Origin of the sequence: Pigmentiphaga litoralis (assembly GCF_048632615.1) — a bacterium.
Classification (GTDB): domain Bacteria; phylum Pseudomonadota; class Gammaproteobacteria; order Burkholderiales; family Burkholderiaceae_B; genus Pigmentiphaga; species Pigmentiphaga litoralis_B.
This window is the reverse complement of record NZ_CP184479.1, coordinates 1,328,766-1,347,349: the sequence shown is the minus strand read 5'-3', so window position 1 is coordinate 1,347,349 and position 18,584 is coordinate 1,328,766. Positions and strand designations below refer to the sequence as shown.

Sequence of the window (18,584 nt, the reverse complement as noted above, 5' to 3'; positions counted from 1 at the left end):
GCTGTCGTGCGTCAAGGCAGCGGGTGAAGGCGGCCGGTCAAGCCAGGGGGCAACGCAATGAGTCATGGCAGCCAGACTAAGCATGGGGTCAGAGCAACTCGTGGAAGCGCATGACGACCTTGTCCGGATGCCGTGCGCCTTGACCAACAAACATGCGTTCAACGGTCCAAGCGAGCGCATGCGACGCTGTCTCGAAGCTGGGGCAGCATCTGAAATAAAGCTGGGCCGGGTCCACTGGCTCGCCCCGCATCAGTTGCGCCATCAGTTCGGGTGGACCGGAACGCACCGCCCGGTTGTGCACATACACGAGATCGCCGCCGTCCATTTCGAGCACGTAGCGGGCATCGAGCTGCGTCATGCGCGCGTTCACCACAAGCTGGACATCGGCGCCGCCCGGCAGCACCCGCGCGTGCCAGCCGTTTCCCGTCGCGGTGCCCCCGGTGATGGGAACCACACGACGACGTCCCCGCGCCGTCGCGCCAACGTCCTGCGGCGCGCCCACGCTGACGTGCAGGTCGGCAAAGAACTGGAATCGGGGCTCCGCAAACCCGGCTGGATCGTGCATGACGCGTGCCTCTGAAGGATCGATGTGATGAGGCTTAGCGTAAGTCCCGTTGCGTGCCACGGTTGTCATCTCGGAAGATGACGGGACTCTACGCACGCAAGGGACCTGCCATGCAGTCAGCGGTGCCGATGCCCGTGCATCACCAAGACGCCGGCAGACTGCCGGCGCATTCAGCGCCGTCACATTCGCCACCGGCTGACGTCAGCGTCGGCACGGTGCTGGGCCATTTGATCGGGTGGGTTGGCGAGGAAGGCTTCGAAGCGGCAGTGCTGCGCGAGCTGTCTCCGCTCGTCCCGGCAGCGTCGTGGTCGGTGTATCGCACCGGGCGACGCTGCGTGCCCACCTTGTTTCTGTCGGCCAGTCTGGGGGTGCCCGACACCACGCAGGATTGCTGGTGGGCCTATCTGTCAGGCCCCTACCTGCACGACGGCAGCTGGAGCAGGGGAGCGGCAGGCGACGCTGCCGCACGAATGGGTGCTCGCACCCGGTTGTGCCACATCACTGCGCAACAGGTGGGCGGCGAACATCAGGCGCGCGTGTACGACGCGTACGGGGTCGTCGAACGCATGTCGATCGTGGAGTTCGAAGACGACGCCACGCTGTTCGCCGTCAATGTGTATCGGCATCGGCACCAACGGCCTTTCAGCGATGCACAGCTCGCCGCTTTCAAAGCGATCGCGCCGGGCCTGCTTGCGCTCGCGCGCAAACACATTGCGCTAACGGCACGCAGGCCAGCGCCCGTGCCGGCGAGCCGCATCGGGCAGGATGACCGCCCTGTCGGGCCGCTGCCGTACCCGCCTGCCGCACTGCGTGAGCGGCTGCTGCGTGTGCATGCCGGACTGACCGCACGCGAACTGGACGTCTGCGTCCGGCTGCTGCAGGGTCTTACGCACGAAGGTATCGCCTGTGATCTTGGCTTGACCCTGCCTACGGTAAAGACCTACCGCAACCGCGCGTTCAGCCGCCTTGGCATCCACTTTCGAAACGAACTGTTCGCCCTCGCGCTGAAGGCGCAGTCACCGCATTGATGCGGAGCAGGGTAGCTCCGGCAAATGCCGGCTTGCCCGCCGCACCAGATCACAAAAATACTCCGCCGCCGGGGTCAACGGCAACGACGCGCGCCGCACCATCACGATAGCTGGCGCGCCTATCGTTTCCTTGATCGGCACTTCCTGTATCGACCCTTGCAATGGAGCAAACGCCAACCATTGACGCGGCACGATCGCCAGGATGTCCGCATGCAGCACGAACACGATCTGCCCCAGAATGCTGCCGCCAAAGGTGCGTGATGACGGCACCGGCAAGCCATGGCGCCGGAACAGGGCGGCGAATTCCTCATCGTCGAAGGCCGGGCTGCTCATGGACCAGCGGGCTTCCATCAGGTCTTTCAAGGACGTGGCCTCGGCCTGCGGATGGCCCTTGCGGCAGACCACGCAGCGTTCGTTATCGAACAGCTTTTCCAGCACGAACTCGCCGGGCAGCGAATGGCCCGGCCCCAGGCCGATGTAGAAGTCGATCTCGCCGTCTCGCAGGGCATTCTCTGCGGCGCTGAAGCCCAGGCCTTCCACCACCGACAGCTGCACGCGCGGATAGCGTTCCAGGAAGCGGGGCAGCACCTCGGGTAGCAAGGCCATGTGGGGCACGGTGGACAGGCAGGCCACGACGCGGCCGTCGCCGCCGCCCAGGTGCTGCTGGATCTCTTCGCGGGCGCGGCTCAGTTCGCCGGTGGCGACGCGGGCGCGCTGCACGAACAGCGCGCCCAATGGGGTCAGGACGGTACCGCGCTGCTGCCGCTCGAAGATGGGCGCGCCGATTTCCTTTTCCAGGTATTGAATGCTCTTGGTCATCGTCGATTGCGACAAGCCCGACTTGCGCGAGGCCGCGCGCAGGCTGCCGGCGTCGGCCACGGCAATGACGTCCCGCAGGTGATGCAGTTTCAAGGTGATTCCCGGCAGCGATCGCTGAGCAAATATTGGCATCTTCTGGCGTTCGGGGCGTGCTGACAAGATAGGGATGACGCCCTGCCACCCGCATGCCGCCGAGATCCGGACATTTCACGATCCGTCCGGCGCCATGCTTGCCATGAGATCGAGACACATGGACCTTTGCCCTACGTTATTACGCACGCATGCCAGCGCTGCCGCGCTATGTTGCCTGATCGGCACGCAGGCATTCGCCGCAACGCCGTCCGCCGCCCCCTCCGCCGGGCCTTCCACGACACGGACGGCAACGGCCACCGCCACCGCCCAGGCGCCCGCCGACCGCATCCTGGTCAACGCCGACGTGTTGACCATGGACCCGTCGCAACCCACGGCCGCCGCTCTGGCCATTCGCGGCACCGACATCACCGCCGTCGGCAGCCGGGCCGACATCATGAGACTGAAAGGCCCGCGCACCGAGGTGATCGACGTGGGCGGCCGCACCGTGGTGCCAGGGCTGATCGACAGCCACATCCACGCGATCCGCGGCGGCCAGAGCTTCACCTTCGAAAGCTATTGGTACGACAAGACCACGCTGGCCGATGCACTCGCCGCCCTGAAGCAGGAAGCCGGCAAGCGCGGCGCCGGCAAGTGGGTGGCCGTGACCGGCGCGTGGCATCCCGACCAGTTCGCCGAACACCGCGCGCCCACCGTGGCCGACCTGACCGCGCAACTGCCCGACAATCCGGCCTACGTGCAGTACCTGTATGACTATGCGCTGCTGAACGCCAAGGGCATCGACGTCCTCCAGTTGGACAATAACGGCCAGGTGCCCGCAGGCGTGACCGTGGAACGGGATGCCCAAGGCAAGGCGACCGGCAAGCTGCTGGGCGGCATCGGCCCGTTCTCGGCACTGTTCGCCCGCATCGGCGCCCGGCCGGCTACCGACTATCGCGACAGCCTGCGCGCGTTCTTCACTGAGATGAATCACCTGGGCGTGACGGGGCTGATCGATCCTGCCGCGGGTGACCGCAACGCCTTCAACCCTTTGTATGCGTTGTGGCAAGACAAGGCGCTGACGGTGCGGGTCGGGTGGCGCGCGTCGTCCTTCCAGCGCGACAATGACCTGGAATGGTTCAAGAGCACGCTCGCCTATATCCCGCCCCGGTCGGGCGACGACATGCTTCGATTCGTCGGCCTGGGTGAATCCCTGGTTGCGGGCATGAACGACGGCGTGCGCCAGGCGCCCGGCTTCTCGCCCCCGCAAGCCGCGCGCGACGAACTGTTCAAGGTCGCCACCTGGGCCGCCGAAAATCGCTACCCGCTCGAAATCCACGCCTACACCGACGATGCGGCCAACCGCATCCTGGATGAATTCGAAAAGGTCGCCCAGAAAACGCCGCTGCACGACCTGCGCTGGACCCTCACCCACCTCAATACCGGCACCGCGGCCACGCTGGACCGCATGCGCCGGCTGGGCATCTCGTATTCGGTGCAGATGGGGCCGTACTTCGAAGCCCAGGCCATCAAGGACACTAATGGCGAGGCGGTCGCGCAGGCATCGCCGCCCACCCGGTTCGCCCTGGACAAGGGCATGATGGTCGCGGGGGAACGGATTCGACCCGCATCGGCATGATCAACGTCTGGCGCGCCATCGAATACCACGTCACGGGCCGATCGGTCGGTGGCATGGTGCAACGCCGCGCCGATCTGCAACTGTCGCGGGAAGAGGCCTTGAAGCTCTATACGGCCAATGCCGCCTGGATCTCGTTCGACGAACAACGCCGCGGAAGCCTGAAGCCCGGGATGCTGGCGGACGTGGCGGTGCTGGATGCGCCGTACTTGCGGGTGCCCGCCGATCGCATCCACGCCATTCGGTCAGTCATGACGCTGGTGGGCGGCAAGGTGGTTTATGGGTCGACGCCTTTGCGGGCAGCCGTGGCGTCGTCGTCCGGCCAGGGCAGCAGGGCGGCCTCGGGTAACAAGGAGGTTATCTTGGAGGCTATGGCTGCGGCTGACCACGCGCACTAGCAGGCCGCAAGAACGGGACGGCTGGGGCGGGGCGCTTCCGTTATGCTCACGGCATCGGGCCCAGTCATCCGGGCCCTTCCTGCCGCCACGATGGCTTCCCCGAATGGACGGATTCGGCCCAAGCAGGGCGCCCGGCGCGGATTGAACGGTAAAATCGCAGGATTGCCCGCCGGCAGCACGTGACACTGGCGGGCCACCCGCCCACTTTTTACTGCGAACCTCCATTTCCCATGCTTGATATCGCCCTGCTGCGCAAAGACATCCAGGCGGTCGCCGCCCGTCTCAACGATCGGGGCTACCAGCTCGACGTCGACAGCTTCAATGCGCTGGAGTCGCGCCGCAAGGCCGTCCAGACCGAAACCGAAACCGTGCAGGCCAGCCGCAACGCGCTTGCCAAGCAGATCGGCATGGCCAAATCCAAAGGCGAAGACGCGTCGGCGCTGTTGGCCGAATCGCAGGCGCTGCCGGCCCGCCTCAAGACGCTGGAAGACGAACTCGCCATCATCCAGCGCGACCTGCAAGACCTGCTGCTGGCCGTGCCCAACGTGCCGCACGCCAGCGTCCCGACCGGCGAATCCGAAGAAGGCAACGTCGAAGTGCGCCGCTGGAGCCCCACCGGCGCCGACCCCGCGCCCCTGGGCTTCGACGCCAAGGATCACGTCGCCCTGGGCGAACCGCTCGGCCTAGACTTCGAAACCGCCGTCAAACTGTCCGGCTCGCGCTTCACGCTGATGCGCGGCCCCATCGCCAAGCTGCACCGCGCGCTCGCCCAGTTCATGCTGGACCTGCAAACCGAGCAGCACGGCTACACCGAGTGCTACACCCCGTACATCGTCAACACCGCCACCCTGATCGGCACCGGCCAGCTGCCCAAATTCAAGGACGACATGTTCTGGGTCACTAAGGGCGGCGAATCGCTGGACGAACACGGCAACGCCATCCCGCGTGAAGACCTGTACCTGATCTCCACGTCGGAAATCACCCTGACCAACACCGTGCGCGGCGACATCGTGCCGGTCGAAGACCTGCCGATCAAGCTGACCGCCCATACCCCATGCTTCCGTTCCGAAGCCGGCAGCAGCGGCCGCGACACCAAAGGCCTGATCCGTCAACACCAGTTCGACAAGGTCGAAATGGTTCAGATCGTCCACCCCGACACGTCGTACGACGCGCTGGAAGCCATGGCCGGCCACGCCGAAAAGGTGCTGCAGCTGCTCGGCTTGCCCTATCGCGTCATGCTGCTGTGCACCGGCGACATGGGCTTCGGTTCCAGCAAGACCTACGACCTGGAAGTGTGGCTTCCCGCCCAAAATACGTATCGCGAGATTTCGTCCGTCTCCAATTGTGAAGCCTTCCAGGCCCGCCGCCTGCAAGCCCGCTTCCGCGTCGGCAAGGGCAAGCCCGAGCTGCTGCATACCCTGAACGGCTCAGGGCTTGCCGTAGGGCGCGCTTTGGTGGCCGTGCTCGAGAATTACCAGCAGGCCGACGGCTCTATCGTGATTCCAGAGGCCTTGCGCCCTTACATGGGCGGCCTGGAACGCCTTCAGGTCGCTCCCCGCGCGTAACGTAGAAGTTACACACGGTTTTGGGGGGCGTGTAAGCTTTGCTGGCATCTACACACCCCGTCATCACCCGAAGGAGCATGCCATGTTGAAGTGGGCCATCATCTTTTTAGTCATTTCGATCATTGCCGGTATTTTCGGTTTCACGGGCATCGCAGCGGGTTCCGCCGCCATCGCCAAGTTCCTGTTCTTCGCCGCGCTGATCCTGTTCGTGATCTTCCTGGTCTTGGGCGTCACGATCTTCAAAAAATCACGTAGTCGGCACGCGCGGAGGGGCACATCCAACACTTGCCACGAATTTCCTGATATACTTTTTGACTGTCGCGATTGCCCAACCACTCGGGCGATCGTGAGCGTCGAAAGATGCACGGAGAGGTGGCAGAGTGGTCGAATGTACCTGACTCGAAATCAGGCGTACGTGCAAACGTACCGTGGGTTCGAATCCCACCCTCTCCGCCAGTACCATCGCCAGTTTCTGGCGTTCAATGAAGCCCGCTAACGCGGGCTTTTTTGTTTTTGGTTTTCAGTGAGCCGCAGGTTTGCGGGTGCCACCTTCCCACCAGGGTTCATGGCGCTCGTTGGCGAAACTCCACGACCCAGACCCAGGGATTGGCCGCCCAGCTGCCGACCCCGTTGATCGACTCCCAGATGCCGCGGTAAGCGGCCACGGCTGGCGCTTCAGTGGCATCGGCGGCTGCCTTGTGGCCCACCCGCTCGGCGCCCACGCCGATCCCTTCCGCCACGGCATCCCTTTCGCTGCAGTCATTCAGCCGTTCAATGCGGACATCGACGACGTCAAGAAGGATCCGGCTCGCCAGGCGTGGCATAAAGAGCGCCGATCGCTTATGCCAGCCCGGTTCGGCATCGTGCCTTGTCGATAGCGCAAGATCATTGCCACTCGCCGCATAGCGGTAGGTCCGGCCGCTCTCGATCGTCATGTCGACAAAGCGCCATTCGGCGCGCTGCAGTGTCTCGCTATGGCGGGCCTCCCAGCGGCCGTAGGCAAAGAAGGTTTCTCGCACTCTTAAGCGATCTCCCGGCACGCCGTACGGGCAGGCGATCACTCGTCCCGGCGGGCCAGCGCTATCGTCGATCGGCGTGCCCGAAGCCGGCGATCCGTCCGGCATTTGCTCACCCGATCCGCCGGTGAAACGGGTCGGCTGCGGCTTCACCACGCGCCGCGTCTGGGTCTTGATGCCCGCCAACAGCGCGCGAACCATGGGGCCGCTGAAAAGAATGGGCCGCTCCTTCATCGCCGTTCCTTCATTGCGTTCCTTTCATGCCGGTTCGTAGAGCAGCGACGCCTCAAAACCGCCGCCTGACCGCCCCCGCCCGATACCACGCCGCGTTCCCCGCCGTACGCGCCGCCCCTTGCCGCTTGTGCCCGCGCAAATGCAGATCCACGGCCTCCACCCACGGCTCCACCAGCCCCCGCGCGTCCTCGGCCATCGGAAAGCTTTCCGGCAGCCGATACGACAGCCATAGATACGCCCACAACTGCTGCACCGCCATCTCCGCCTTGTCCAGCGCGGCGTTCTGCGGATAGCCCCTCAGGAAATCCAGGCCGACCGGCACGCCACGATTCACCTTGCGCACCCAATCCATCCACGTGCCGTCCAGCACCTCGTTATTCGAACTCAAAGGCACCATCGCCAGCAGATGCTTGGTCTGCAAGGTCAGGTTAGGCATCGCGTCGAGCGTGGACGCGCGGTCCAGCATTTCCTGGGGAACGTGGGCGCGAAAGAAACCGTCGCCCTGGTCGGCATGCTGCTCGTAGGCGGCAAGCAGCGCTTCCAGGCGTTCCGTATTGGCCAGTCTGGATAGCTGTTCCAGATAGGCCTGGCTGGGCGCGATCAGAAAGCCGCGGGCGGGCAGGGGGGCTGGTGCGCCTGCATCAGTGCGACCACAACGCGATGTTCGGTAGGGGTCAGGCCAACAACGATGCCGTCTTGCGTCCGCTTCCCCTTCGATGCGGGCTGGTGGCCATACCGTCCGGCCCGCCCGCCGATCTGCTGCAGCATCGGGATGTCCAGCTGCTGCATGGCTTCGCCATTGAACTTGGTGACGGACGTGAAGACGACGCGCTGGATGGGCAGGTTCAGGCCCATGCCGATGGCATCGGTCGCCACCAGAATGTCCGCGTCGCCGTCCGCGAATCGCTGAGCCTCGCGCTCGCGCACTTCGGGGCTCAACATGCCGTAGACGCAGGCCACGGTCATCCCGCGCGCCAGGAAATCGTCGCGCAGGCTCAGGGCATTGCGCCGGGAAAACACTACCCACGCATCGCCTTTGCGGGCTTGTCTCAACGCGGCGACGGGGTCGCCCGCCAGCGCGTTCTGCGCGACGGTCAAGGGGTGTTTGCGTTCCTTGTAGTGGACCTCGAGTTCCAGATCGAGCCGGGATGCCAGTGCCCGGATGGCGGCTTCGGCGGACAGCGCGCCCAGCAGCCAGACCTCGCTGGCATTCGCGCCAACGACGGCTTGCGTCCAGGCCCAGCCGCGATCGGGGTCGAGCAGCATCTGGATTTCGTCGATGATGGCAACGTCGACCTGCCGATCGGGGTTGAGCATTTCAATGGTGGACGCCGTCACCCGGGAACGCGCCACATCGCGCCGGTCTTCGCCAGTCAGCAGGGACGTCGGCACCTTGAACTCGTCGTTCAGGCGGTTGAACGCTTCCAGCGCCAGAAGCCGAAGCGGGCCAAGGTAGACGCCGGTATCCGCCTTCGCCAGGCGTTTGAACGCGTCGTAGGTCTTGCCCGAATTGGTCGGGCCCAGGACGGCGATCAGGCGGCGTTTGCGCGAATGCGCGCGGAAGGATTCGGGGTAATCGGCGAGCCGCACTGCCTGGCGAATGGCCCTGCCCATGGCTTCGCGCGTCTTTTCGATGCGCAGCGACGACAGGGCGCTATCAAGGATGCGTGGAAGATCTAGCAGGTTGATGCCCTCGGCAAGGTGCTCCGCAACGTCGTCGGCCAAGTGCAGCAAGCCTTCGGCATCGGCCGTGCGCAGGAATGCCTGGATGCGGCCAGCGGCGATGTCGAGGGCGCCCTGCAAGCCGGGCATCAGTTTCTTGGCGGCGTCACGTTGATGCTGGCGGCGGTCCTTGAGCGTCATCGCCGCGAACTTGCGGCTGTCGCCCAGCTTGGAGGCGTCGGTGTAGCCGTACATGATCCACAAGTGGTCGTTGAACTCGACAATCAGCCGGGCCGCCAGCCAGGCCGCGCGGGTGCCGACGATGAGTTTGGTGGCGTCTGAAGCCTGAATGGGATGCATCGAACCTTGGCGAAAATGACCTGACGAATGGCCATTAGTAGCACAATGCGATCCACCCCGCCGCCCACCCTTGCTACACCGCCATGATCCCGCCATCCACGAACAGTTCGTGCCCCGCCACGTAACTGGCGGCGTCCGATGCCAGGAACAGCACGGCCTTCGCAACGTCCTCCGGATCGCCCATGTGGCCAAACGGGATCATCTGTGTCATGGCTTCCTTGGCGCCTGCGTTGGCGGTCAGGTAGCTCTGCATCGCAGGCGTCGTTACCATGCCGGGCGAAACCACGTTCACACGAATGCCGCGCGGCTTCAGGTCGGTCGTCCAGGTGCGTGCAAAGGACCGGATGGCCGCCTTCGTTGCACTGTAGATGGACAGCGCGCCAAAGCCCATGCTGCCTGCGACCGAACTTGCAAGGATCACGCTGCCCCCGGCCGTCATCAGGGGAAGGGCCTTTTGCACCGTGTGGATCGTGCCCTTGATGTTGGTGGTCAGCACGCGGTCGACATGGGCATCATCGATCTCCCCCAGCGCTGCCGACTCGGAAATCCCTGCATTGGCAAAGACGATGTCCAGCCGTCCGTGATCCTGCCGGATGCGCGCGTAAAGCCGGTCCACGTCGTCCGGGTTGCCTACGTCCCCCTGAATTCCGACCGCGCCGGATCCGATCAGCGCCACCGCCTCGTCCAGCCGCTCCTGCCGCCGTCCTGTGACGTATACCGTCGCCCCTTGCGCGGCAAACGCCTGTGCGGTCGCCAGCCCGATGCCCTCGCTGCCGCCCGTGACCACAACGATCTTTCCCTCGAATCCCTTCGTCATATCGTTCCTTGTCTGTATAAGTGGAGGTTTGCTCCACTTAGTATATGGAGGTAACCTCCACTTATCAAGCAAAGAGCCAGGATGATCCGTTGACCGCTGTTCCCCCTTGCGCGCCGATGCGCAGCGAAACCGAGAACGCCTGCTCGCCGCCGCTGAAGCGGTCTTTCTGGAACGGGGCGCCGAGGCGTCGATGGAAGACGTGGCCAAGCGGGCGGGCGTGGGCATCGGCACGCTCTATCGGCGCTTTCCGACGCGCGATGCGTTATTTGCGGCGGCCTATAGCGACCGGTTTCTGTCGCTGGCCGCGGCAAGCCACGCGCGCGCCGAGACGCTCGACCCGTTGATGGCACTGCGCAGGTATCTGGAAGAATTGGTGGTGCACACCAGCGTCTATCGCGGGCTGGCCGCATCGCTGTGTGCGATGCTGGAAAGCGGGACGCCAGGTTGCGAGGCGACGAGCAAGGAAGGCAAGAGGCTGTTGAAGCAGGCGCAGAAGGCAGGGGTCGTGCGCAAGCACGTCACCTTCGACGACCTGGTGGCAGTGGCCATGGCGACGTCGCTGGCGACCGAGCAGGACAGGGACCCGGCCAAGCAAGCGGGCGCGTCTACGACACAGGTGACGCGTCTGATCGGGCTGTTTTTTGACGGGATCGCGCTGGGCGCGGGCGATAGGTAGCGCCCCTGCGATGATCCCGGAAATTACGGCGTGGACAGGCCGTGCGCTGCCGAACCGGGAGCCGGGTCTGGCCTTCGGGCAGCCTGGGCGGCCGCGTCTTGTCGCCCCTTCGCCTCCCGCCACGCCTGCGTCCTGACCAACGCCAGAAAATCCTCGATCGGCATTGCCTTAGCGAACAGCCACCCCTGCGCGAACTCGACGCCATGCGCTCTCAGGTACGCGGCCTGCGCCTCGGTCTCCACGCCTTCCGCGACCACTGCCAGCCCCACCGTCTTTGCCATGTCGATAATGTGCGAAATGACCGAACTCGTCGCAACGGTCCGGCCGATCGCTGCGATGAAACACCTGTCGATCTTCAGCGCATCCGTGGGCAGCCGCTCCAGATACTGCAGGCTCGAATAGCCCGTTCCAAAGTCGTCGATGGCGATGCCGAAGCCCAGCGCGCGCCTTGGCCAGGTTCACGCTGGCGGCATCGACATCGATAAAGCCGCGTTCGGTGGCCTCGAGCCAGATCTGGTCATTTCTGATGCCCGTGCCTTCCAGCGCGTTCCGCACCACGCCCAGAAAACGTCCGGTCGTAATGTCGTTCGCACTCAAGTTGATGGCGACATGCAACGACCGGTCGACCACCAGCAACTCGCGCAGATCGCGCACGCAGGTCTGGACGACCTGGTCGGTGATCGGCAGGATCAAGCCGCTTTCTTCGGCCAGCGGGATGAACAGGTCGGGCCGGACCATGGTGCCATCGGGGCGGCGCCAGCGCACCAGGGCTTCGGCGCCGATGCACGCGCCTGTCCTCAGGTTGATGATCGGCTGATAAAAGACGACGAATTCGCGCTGCTGGACGGCGATGCTCAGCTCGGCAAGCGGCGACAGGCGTTTGCGCAGCAGGCGGATGACAAGCGCCACGATCACGCAGCTGATGATGACGCCGATGGGCAGTAGCCACAGCAGTTCCTTGAGCAGGCTGGTGCGCAGATTGCCGTAGGGTTCGAGAACGACGGCGGCCCACGCGTCTTGCCGGGCGACGGCGTGCAGGTAGCGGCTGTCGTCGGCGGGGGCGGTGGATGAAGCGGTGCGGGCGATGAAGCCGGTATCGGCGGCGCGCAGTGTACTGACGACCTTGCCGTTGAACGCGACGCCCAGCTGCACGCGGTCATCGACGATCACATCCGACAACCGGCTGGTGTTGATGAAGGCGTTGTAGGGACCTTGCTGCAGCACCGTGACCGGGGCGCCGCCCGCGAAGCCGGGTGACGTGCGCAGGGTCAGGCGGAAACCGTCGGCCAGTTCGGCGTCTGGCGGGGCCGCCGGGTTGGCTTCGGCGCTGTCTGCCGGGACAGGACCCCAGGATGTGCAGCGCAGCCTCCCGTCTTCCAGGTAGCCCACCTGTTCGATGTACCGCGAGTTGATCGCGGTGCGGCGCATGTGCTCCACGTGCTCGACGGAACAGGGCGTGCCGCGCCAGCTTGCCATGTCGGCGATCGCCTGCCTGCCCTGATCGAGGGTATTGGTCACATTGCGCAGCGCGCGGGCCGCATAGCCGTCCAGCAGGCGTTGCTCTTGCGACACCGCTCGTACCCAGGACGCATAGGCGGCAACGGCAAGCGGCAGCAGCGCCCCAAGGGCTGCCAGCAGCAGCGCCGTCGCGATGATACGGGACCGATTCACGAAGACTCCTGTCGTCTCGATGACTGCGAATATCGCATCCTGCTCAGCAATCGTGAGCATCTGCGAGACTTGGACGATACCGTAGTTGCGCTCGATTGCGTGCATTGACAGTCACTTGATTAGCCGTCTAAGCTGAACTCATAAAAGGAACGCCGTTCCGCATAAAGGAACGGTTGATCAGACGGCCGGCGCACTGCCTTTCAGGGCGGGTGTCAGGCTCAGGAGACGACTTGATGAAACCTAGGGCCCTTGCTTTGCTCGCGAGGCTGGCAACTGCCGTAGCCGCCTGTAGCATGGCCGTCGTGGCAACGGCGCAGTCGCCATCGCCATTGACATCGCCATCGACATCGTCGCAGTCCAGTCCGTCGTCCCCGCCCTGGCCAACGAAGCCGGTTCGCGTGATCGTTCCCTACGCCCCGGGGGCGGGTCGGACACGCTGGGGCGCATCGTGTCACGCCGCCTGTCCGAGGTGTTCAAGCAGACTTTCGTGGTGGAAAACCGGTCGGGTGTAGCCGGGGTGATCGGCTCGCAGATGGTTGCCAAGGCAGACCCCGACGGCTACACGCTGGTGGTGTCGGGCATCGGCTCGCACGTGGTCGCGCCGATGGTGAACGAGAACACCTTCGACCCCATCAAGGACTTCACGCACATTGCGTTTCTGGGCGGGCCGCCCACGGTGCTGGTGGTGGCGCCGGACTCGCCCTACAAGGATCTCAAAGGTTTCGTCGACTATGCCAAGGCCAATCCCGGCAAGATCAGCTGGGGCTCGCCAGGGCAGGGCACGCACGGCTACATGATCGGCGACGCCTTCGCGGCCACGGCCGGCATCAAGATGGTCACCATCAACTACAAGGGCGGCAACCCCGCCATGACCGATTTGCTGGCGGGCCACATTACCGCGGCGTTCATGTCCTTCGGCACGACCACGCCCTACATCCAGTCGGGAAAGTTGCGCGCGCTGGCGATCACGTCCGACAAGCGCGCGGACGACTTCCCGCAACTGCCCACCTTTACCGAACAGGGCTATCCGGCGCTGACCGGCACGACCTGGTTTTCGCTGTCGGGGCCGGCCAACCTGCCGCCTGCGATCGTCGACCGCCTGAACGTCGAAGTGCGTCGCGCCTTGCGGTCGCCCGAGATCGTGGCCGAGATGCGGCGGCAGAACATGGAAACGCGGGACATGGACGTGCCGGCGTTCAACGCCTACGTGCGGTCCGAGATCCAGCACTGGAAGCCGTATGTGTCGCCGGCCCAGGCGGATGCCAAGCCGTGACCGGATGACGTGTCGCCACGCGACCCGCGCCGCGGCGTCACCCCCTTTCTGGAGCATGCATGAACATTGAACGACCGGTCGGCGCACTGGCGGCCGACAGGCAGTGGGGCAGCGACTATCTGGCCGACCTGATCCGCCAGCTCGACCTCAAGTACCTGGCCATCAATCCGGGCGCCAGCCTGCGGGGTCTGCACGACAGCCTGGTCAACTACCTGGGCAATGACAATCCGCAATTGCTGCTGTGCCTGCATGAAGAGCACGCCATTGCCATCGCGCATGGCTATGCCAAGGTCACCGGCACGCCCATGGCTGTGGCCGTACACAGCAATGTTGGCTTGATGCATGCGTCGATGGCGATCTACAACGCGTGGTGCGACCGGGTGCCGATGGTGATCGTGGGTGCGACCGGCCCGGTCGATGCCGCCCAGCGCCGGCCGTGGATCGACTGGCTGCACACGGCGCGAGATCAGGGCAAGCTGGTGCGGGACTTCATCAAGTGGGACGACCAGCCCGCGTCCCTGCAGGCGGCCGGCGAATCCGCTTTGCGCGCCCGGCGGATCGCGACTACCTCGCCGCAAGGTCCGGTGTATCTGTGCTTCGACGTGTCGCTGCAGGAGCAGGCCTGCGATCCCGCGCTGGCGTTGCCAGACCCGGCCCGGTTCGCGCAGCCCGTGGCGGCCTATCCCGAACCCGGCGCCGTGCAGCGACTCATCGACCTGCTGGCTAATGCCAGACACCCCGTGATCCTGGCGGGGCGCCTGTCCCGCGACCCCGATGCATGGAACAGACGCGTGGCATTGGCTGAACGGCTCGGCGCGACCGTCATCACCGACTTGAAGCAGGCGGCCGCGTTTCCCACGCGTCACCCCTTGCACATTCCGTTCACGGTAGGCCAGGACGGCGCGCAGGCCTTGCGGGACGCCGATGTCATCCTTGCATTGGATTGGCTCGATCCGGCGGGCACGATCAAGGTAGTGGGCGAGCGCGGGGCGGCGGTCACAGCGGCCGTCGTGAATTGTTCGCCCGAGCAGTATTCGCATCGAGGCTGGAGCATGGACCATCAGGCCTTGCTCAAGGCAGACCTGCACTTCCTGTGTGAGCCGGAAGCACTGGTCGATGCGCTGTTGATGGCCGACGATACGTCGCCCCGATTCGCCGGGCGCGCGCGGTCCATCCCGCCCGTACGCGTCCGCAAGGCGGATCCGGAACCGGCCGGCGACGCCGCATTGAGCATCCGCGTGCTGGCCCAGGTGTTACGCGACAGCACCAAAGACAGGCTTACCTCGCTCATCAAAGTGCCACTGGGCTGGTCCAACGAAGTGTGGGACTACGATGCCCCGCTTGACTTCCTGGGCAAGGATGGCGGCGCGGGTATCGGCTCCGGGCCGGGCATGGCGATCGGTGCGGCGCTGGCGCTGCAGGGCAGCGGCCGGCTGCCGCTGGCCGTGATCGGCGACGGCGATTTCATGTTCAGCGCCAGCGCGTTCTGGACCGCGGCGCGCTACCGCCTGCCGCTGTTGGTCGTTGTCGCCAACAACAGTACCTATTTCAACGATGAGATCCATCAGGAACGCATCGCTCGTCAGCGTGGCCGCACGACCGAAAACAAAGGCATCGCGCAGACCATGACGGACCCGGCCATCGACATTCCGGCAATTGCCCGCGCGCAGGGGGCGCATGCCGGCCCCACTGTACGCACCGCGGCGGAACTGAAAGCGGCCATGCAGGACGCCATTGCCCGTGTCGAAGCCGGCGCCCTGTGTGTGATCGACGCCCAGGTCCTGCCGGGTTACGAGTCCTGACCCAAGCCCCGAATAAGGTGTCCATGATGCGATTCGTCTCCTGTGTTGCCAGCCTGTTGATGGCAGGCGTGCTGTCCATGGCTGCAACGGCAAGCGCCCATGCGGCCGACGCGGCATGGCCGCGCAAGCCGATCCGCCTGATCGTGCCTTACCCACCCGGCGGCAGCGCCGATACGCTTGGGCGCGCCTTGGCGCAGTCCCTGACCGGTTCCTTGAATCAGACCGTGGTGGTCGAAAATCGGGCGGGCGCAGCCGGCTTTATCGGATCGCAGGCGGTGGCGCGGGCCGAGCCGGACGGCTACACGCTGGTGGTGTCCGGCATCGGCTCGCATGTGATCGCGCCGCTCCAGAACCCCAATGCGTTCGACCCCATCAAGGACTTCACCCATATTGCGTTTCTGGGCGGTCCGCCCGCCGCGCTGATCGTCAACGCCGACAGCCCGGTCAAGGATCTGGCCGGCTTCATCACCTATGCACGCAGCCTGCCCAACGGTGTGAGCTGGGGATCGCCGGGGCAGGGCACGCATGGCTCGTTGATCGGCGATGCCTTCAAGGACGCGAGCCGACTCAAGATGGTGCACGTTGCCTACAAGGGCGCCAACGCGGCCGTGACCGATCTGATCGCCAACCAGATCCAGGCGGCGTTCATCACCTTGAGCAGCGCCACCGCGGGTATCAAGTCCGGCCGCATCCGAGCGATCGCATTGACGGCCGACAAGCGGCTGGATGATTTCCCCGACGTGCCAACCTTTACCGAGCAGGGCTATCCCAAGCTGACGGGTACCACCTGGTTCTCGTTGTCCGGACCGGCGGGCATGGACCCCGTCGTGACGGCCCGGCTCAATGCGGCGGTTCGGCAGGCCATGCGCACGCCCGAGATCCAGCGCGAACTGCGCCAGCAGAACATGGTGACTGAAGACTGGGATGCCGCCACCTTCACCCGCTACGTCGGCGCCGAAATTACGCACTGGTCGCCCTACCTGCAGGCGGCGGAAGTGGTCGGCGGCAACACACCCTGACGGCCGCCGCGACGGCGTCCCATCGAATCGAAGGAACAGCATGAACGTGGAAAAACCCGTCATCGACGAGTCGATAGGCCTGGAGTGGGGCAGTGACTACCTGGCCGACATCATCCGCCAACTGGATCTGAAGTACCTGAGCATCAACCCCGGCGCCAGCCTGCGCGGCCTGCATGACAGCCTCGTCAACTATCTGGGCAACGATGACCCGCAGATGCTGCTTTGCCTGCATGAAGACCATGCGGTGTCGATTGCGCATGGCTACGCCAAGGTGACCGGCAAGCCCATGGGGGTAGTGGTCCACAGCAATGTGGGCCTGATGCATGCGTCGATGGGAATCTTCAATGCCTGGTGCGACCGCGTGCCCATAGTGGTGATCGGCGCGACCGGACCCGTCGATGCGGCGCAGCGCCGCCCGTGGATCGACTGGATCCACACATCGCGCGACCAGGGCGGGCTGGTGCGCGACTTCATCAAGTGGGACGACCAGCCTGCATCCTTGCCGGCCGCGGCCGAATCGTTGACACGCGCAACCATGATCGCAAACACCGCGCCGCGCGGCCCGGTGTATGTGTGCTTCGACGTGTCTTTGCAGGAAGCACGGCTTGACGAGGGCGTGAGCCCGCCCGATATCTCCGGCTACAGCCAGCCGGTCATGCCGTACCCGGATCCGGCCACCGTGCGCCAGATCGCGGCATGGCTGGCTGCGGCACGGCATCCCGTGGTGATGGCGGGACGGTCGTCCCGCGACGAAGCCGCCTGGGCAAAGCGCGTCGACCTGTGCGAGCGTCTTGGCGCCCAGGTCATGTCCGACCTCAAACTGCCGGCCGTCTTTCCGACCGACCATCCGCTGCATGTGGCGCCGCCCGCGTTCTTCATGGGGGATGACGGCATAGCCCTGCTGCGCGATGCCGACGTCGTGCTTAGCCTGGACTGGCTGGACCTGGGCGGTGCGTTGAAGGTGGCCTCGGCCAAAGGCGCCGTTACGGCGCGCGTGGTGCATTGTTCGCCCGATCAATACTCGCATAAGGGCTGGAGCATGGATCACCAGTCCTTGCCCCCGTGGAAGCGCATGTGCTGTGCGAGCCCGATGCCCTGGTCGATGCCTTGCTGCGGCTGGATGATGCGGAAGGGTGCTTCAAAGCGAAGACGCGTGCCGCCTACGCACCGGTGCCGGTGGCCCCGCCCGCCAGCCCGGGCGGGGTTCCGATCAGCCTGCACATCCTGGCCTCGGTGCTTCGGGCATCGACGCTGGATCACGACGTGTCCCTGCTGCGCACCCCCTGGGCTGGCCCGGCAACGCCTGGCACTTCCGGCATCCGCTGGACTTCCTTGGCAAGGACGGCGGCGCAGGCCTGGGTTCGGGTCCGGGCATGTCGGTCGGTTGCGCCCTCGCCCTGCAAGGCACTGGCCGGCTGCCGCTGGCCGTGATCGGTGACGGCGACTACATGATGGGCGTCAGCGCGATCTGGACCGCCGCCCGGTACAAGGTGCCGGTGCTGTTCGTCGTCGCCAACAACCTGGGCTACTTCAACGACGAACTGCACCAGGAAAAGGTTGCCCGCACCCGCTCGCGCACGACCGAAAACAAGGCTGTCGCCCAGCACATTGGCGACCCCGACATCGATATCGCGGGCATCGCGCGCGCACAGGGCGCGGTCGGCTACGGCCCGGTGCACGATGCCGACGAACTGGCGCGGGTCATGACGCAAGCCATTGCCGACGTGCAGGCCGGCAAGGTGTGTGTCGTCGATGTGCGGGTGGTGCCGGGCTACGACTCGCTCATGACCAAAGGCTTGCTGCGCGAGGTCAAAGCGGGCTGACGACAACGTGATGGCCGCTTGAAGTCCGCCAGTAGACACCTCCCGCCCGGCCGCCTGGATCATTACGGTTTGGCAAGTTGCCGTGTCCTGTCATATGACAGACTTGTGAAGCCGTCACACTCCGTGTCCTTGAGCAGACCTCAATGCGCGA

15 protein-coding genes, 1 tRNA gene and 3 pseudogenes are annotated in these 18,584 nt (G+C 65.1%); 11 read left to right on the top strand and 8 right to left on the bottom strand.

Features of this window, described 5'->3' with window-relative positions; all coding sequences use genetic code 11:
* Window positions 1–88 precede the first annotated feature (88 nt).
* On the bottom strand, window positions 89–565 hold the full coding sequence (locus ACNANG_RS05980) for a DUF3237 domain-containing protein (protein ID WP_420226406.1): 477 nt from the start codon (window positions 563–565) through the stop codon (window positions 89–91).
* Between the two features lie 134 nt (window positions 566–699).
* Here ACNANG_RS05980 and ACNANG_RS05975 point away from each other — a divergent pair, with 134 nt between their 5' ends.
* Window positions 700–1,593, top strand: coding sequence for a helix-turn-helix transcriptional regulator (locus ACNANG_RS05975; protein ID WP_420226405.1), 894 nt, complete (start codon window positions 700–702; stop codon window positions 1,591–1,593).
* Here the strand turns inward: ACNANG_RS05975 and ACNANG_RS05970 are convergent.
* Entirely contained in the window at window positions 1,582–2,505 is a 924-nt protein-coding gene (locus ACNANG_RS05970) for a LysR substrate-binding domain-containing protein (protein WP_420226404.1), read from the bottom strand. The two genes, ACNANG_RS05975 and ACNANG_RS05970, sit on opposite strands and share 12 nt — an antisense overlap.
* Before the next feature lie 73 nt (window positions 2,506–2,578).
* Between ACNANG_RS05970 and ACNANG_RS05965 the strand changes: the two are divergent.
* The 4 genes and pseudogenes from ACNANG_RS05965 to ACNANG_RS05950 all read left to right on the top strand — a co-directional run bounded on the left by ACNANG_RS05965 (window position 2,579) and on the right by ACNANG_RS05950 (window position 6,536).
* Window positions 2,579–4,515, top strand: a pseudogene (locus ACNANG_RS05965) (amidohydrolase).
* 230 nt (window positions 4,516–4,745) lie between these two features.
* A complete protein-coding gene (serS, locus tag ACNANG_RS05960) occupies window positions 4,746–6,080 on the top strand; it encodes a serine--tRNA ligase (RefSeq protein ID WP_420226403.1) in 1,335 nt (444 codons plus the stop codon).
* 82 nt (window positions 6,081–6,162) lie between these two features.
* A pseudogene (locus ACNANG_RS05955) lies at window positions 6,163–6,324 on the top strand (DUF1328 domain-containing protein); the annotation flags it as partial.
* Between the two features lie 122 nt (window positions 6,325–6,446).
* A tRNA-Ser gene (locus ACNANG_RS05950) sits at window positions 6,447–6,536 on the top strand.
* A 107-nt stretch (window positions 6,537–6,643) separates the two neighbouring features.
* Here ACNANG_RS05950 and ACNANG_RS05945 read toward each other — a convergent pair.
* The 4 genes from ACNANG_RS05945 to ACNANG_RS05930 all read right to left on the bottom strand — a co-directional run bounded on the left by ACNANG_RS05945 (window position 6,644) and on the right by ACNANG_RS05930 (window position 10,169).
* Window positions 6,644–7,330: a hypothetical protein gene (locus ACNANG_RS05945; protein WP_420226402.1), complete on the bottom strand. Its 687-nt coding sequence runs from the start codon at window positions 7,328–7,330 to the stop codon at window positions 6,644–6,646.
* 52 nt (window positions 7,331–7,382) lie between these two features.
* Complete coding sequence (locus ACNANG_RS05940) at window positions 7,383–7,796, bottom strand: SUV3 C-terminal domain-containing protein (RefSeq protein ID WP_420226401.1); 414 nt, start codon at window positions 7,794–7,796, stop codon at window positions 7,383–7,385.
* A gap of 134 nt (window positions 7,797–7,930) precedes the next feature.
* Window positions 7,931–9,352, bottom strand: coding sequence for a helicase-related protein (locus tag ACNANG_RS05935; RefSeq protein WP_420226400.1), 1,422 nt, complete (start codon window positions 9,350–9,352; stop codon window positions 7,931–7,933).
* 73 nt (window positions 9,353–9,425) lie between these two features.
* A complete protein-coding gene (locus tag ACNANG_RS05930; protein ID WP_420226399.1) occupies window positions 9,426–10,169 on the bottom strand; it encodes an SDR family NAD(P)-dependent oxidoreductase in 744 nt (247 codons plus the stop codon).
* 106 nt (window positions 10,170–10,275) lie between these two features.
* Here ACNANG_RS05930 and ACNANG_RS05925 point away from each other — a divergent pair, with 106 nt between their 5' ends.
* The gene (locus tag ACNANG_RS05925; RefSeq protein WP_420226398.1) at window positions 10,276–10,845 is read left to right on the top strand and encodes a TetR/AcrR family transcriptional regulator; all 570 of its coding nucleotides are present in this window, start codon (window positions 10,276–10,278) and stop codon (window positions 10,843–10,845) included.
* 23 nt (window positions 10,846–10,868) lie between these two features.
* Here the strand turns inward: ACNANG_RS05925 and ACNANG_RS05920 are convergent, their stop codons facing one another.
* Window positions 10,869–11,237 (bottom strand): EAL domain-containing protein, encoded by a 369-nt coding sequence (locus tag ACNANG_RS05920; protein WP_420227463.1) that lies wholly within the window; start codon window positions 11,235–11,237, stop codon window positions 10,869–10,871.
* Window positions 11,238–11,376: 139 nt separating this feature from the next.
* Window positions 11,377–12,576, bottom strand: a pseudogene (locus tag ACNANG_RS05915) (CSS-motif domain-containing protein); the annotation flags it as partial.
* Between the two features lie 388 nt (window positions 12,577–12,964).
* Between ACNANG_RS05915 and ACNANG_RS05910 the strand changes: the two are divergent.
* From ACNANG_RS05910 to ACNANG_RS05890, 5 genes are read left to right on the top strand one after another with little or no spacing between them, the layout of a single operon-like run.
* Window positions 12,965–13,789: a tripartite tricarboxylate transporter substrate binding protein gene (locus ACNANG_RS05910; protein ID WP_420226397.1), complete on the top strand. Its 825-nt coding sequence runs from the start codon at window positions 12,965–12,967 to the stop codon at window positions 13,787–13,789.
* A gap of 59 nt (window positions 13,790–13,848) precedes the next feature.
* Window positions 13,849–15,591, top strand: coding sequence for a thiamine pyrophosphate-binding protein (locus ACNANG_RS05905; RefSeq protein ID WP_420226396.1), 1,743 nt, complete (start codon window positions 13,849–13,851; stop codon window positions 15,589–15,591).
* 23 nt (window positions 15,592–15,614) lie between these two features.
* Window positions 15,615–16,610, top strand: a complete 996-nt coding sequence (locus tag ACNANG_RS05900; RefSeq protein WP_420226395.1) for a tripartite tricarboxylate transporter substrate binding protein — start codon at window positions 15,615–15,617, stop codon at window positions 16,608–16,610.
* A gap of 40 nt (window positions 16,611–16,650) precedes the next feature.
* Entirely contained in the window at window positions 16,651–18,048 is a 1,398-nt protein-coding gene (locus ACNANG_RS05895; protein ID WP_420226394.1) for a thiamine pyrophosphate-binding protein, read from the top strand.
* Window positions 17,933–18,433: a thiamine pyrophosphate-dependent enzyme gene (locus tag ACNANG_RS05890; protein ID WP_420227462.1), complete on the top strand. Its 501-nt coding sequence runs from the start codon at window positions 17,933–17,935 to the stop codon at window positions 18,431–18,433. Before ACNANG_RS05895 ends, ACNANG_RS05890 begins: the two co-directional genes overlap by 116 nt.
* Window positions 18,434–18,584 lie beyond the last annotated feature (151 nt).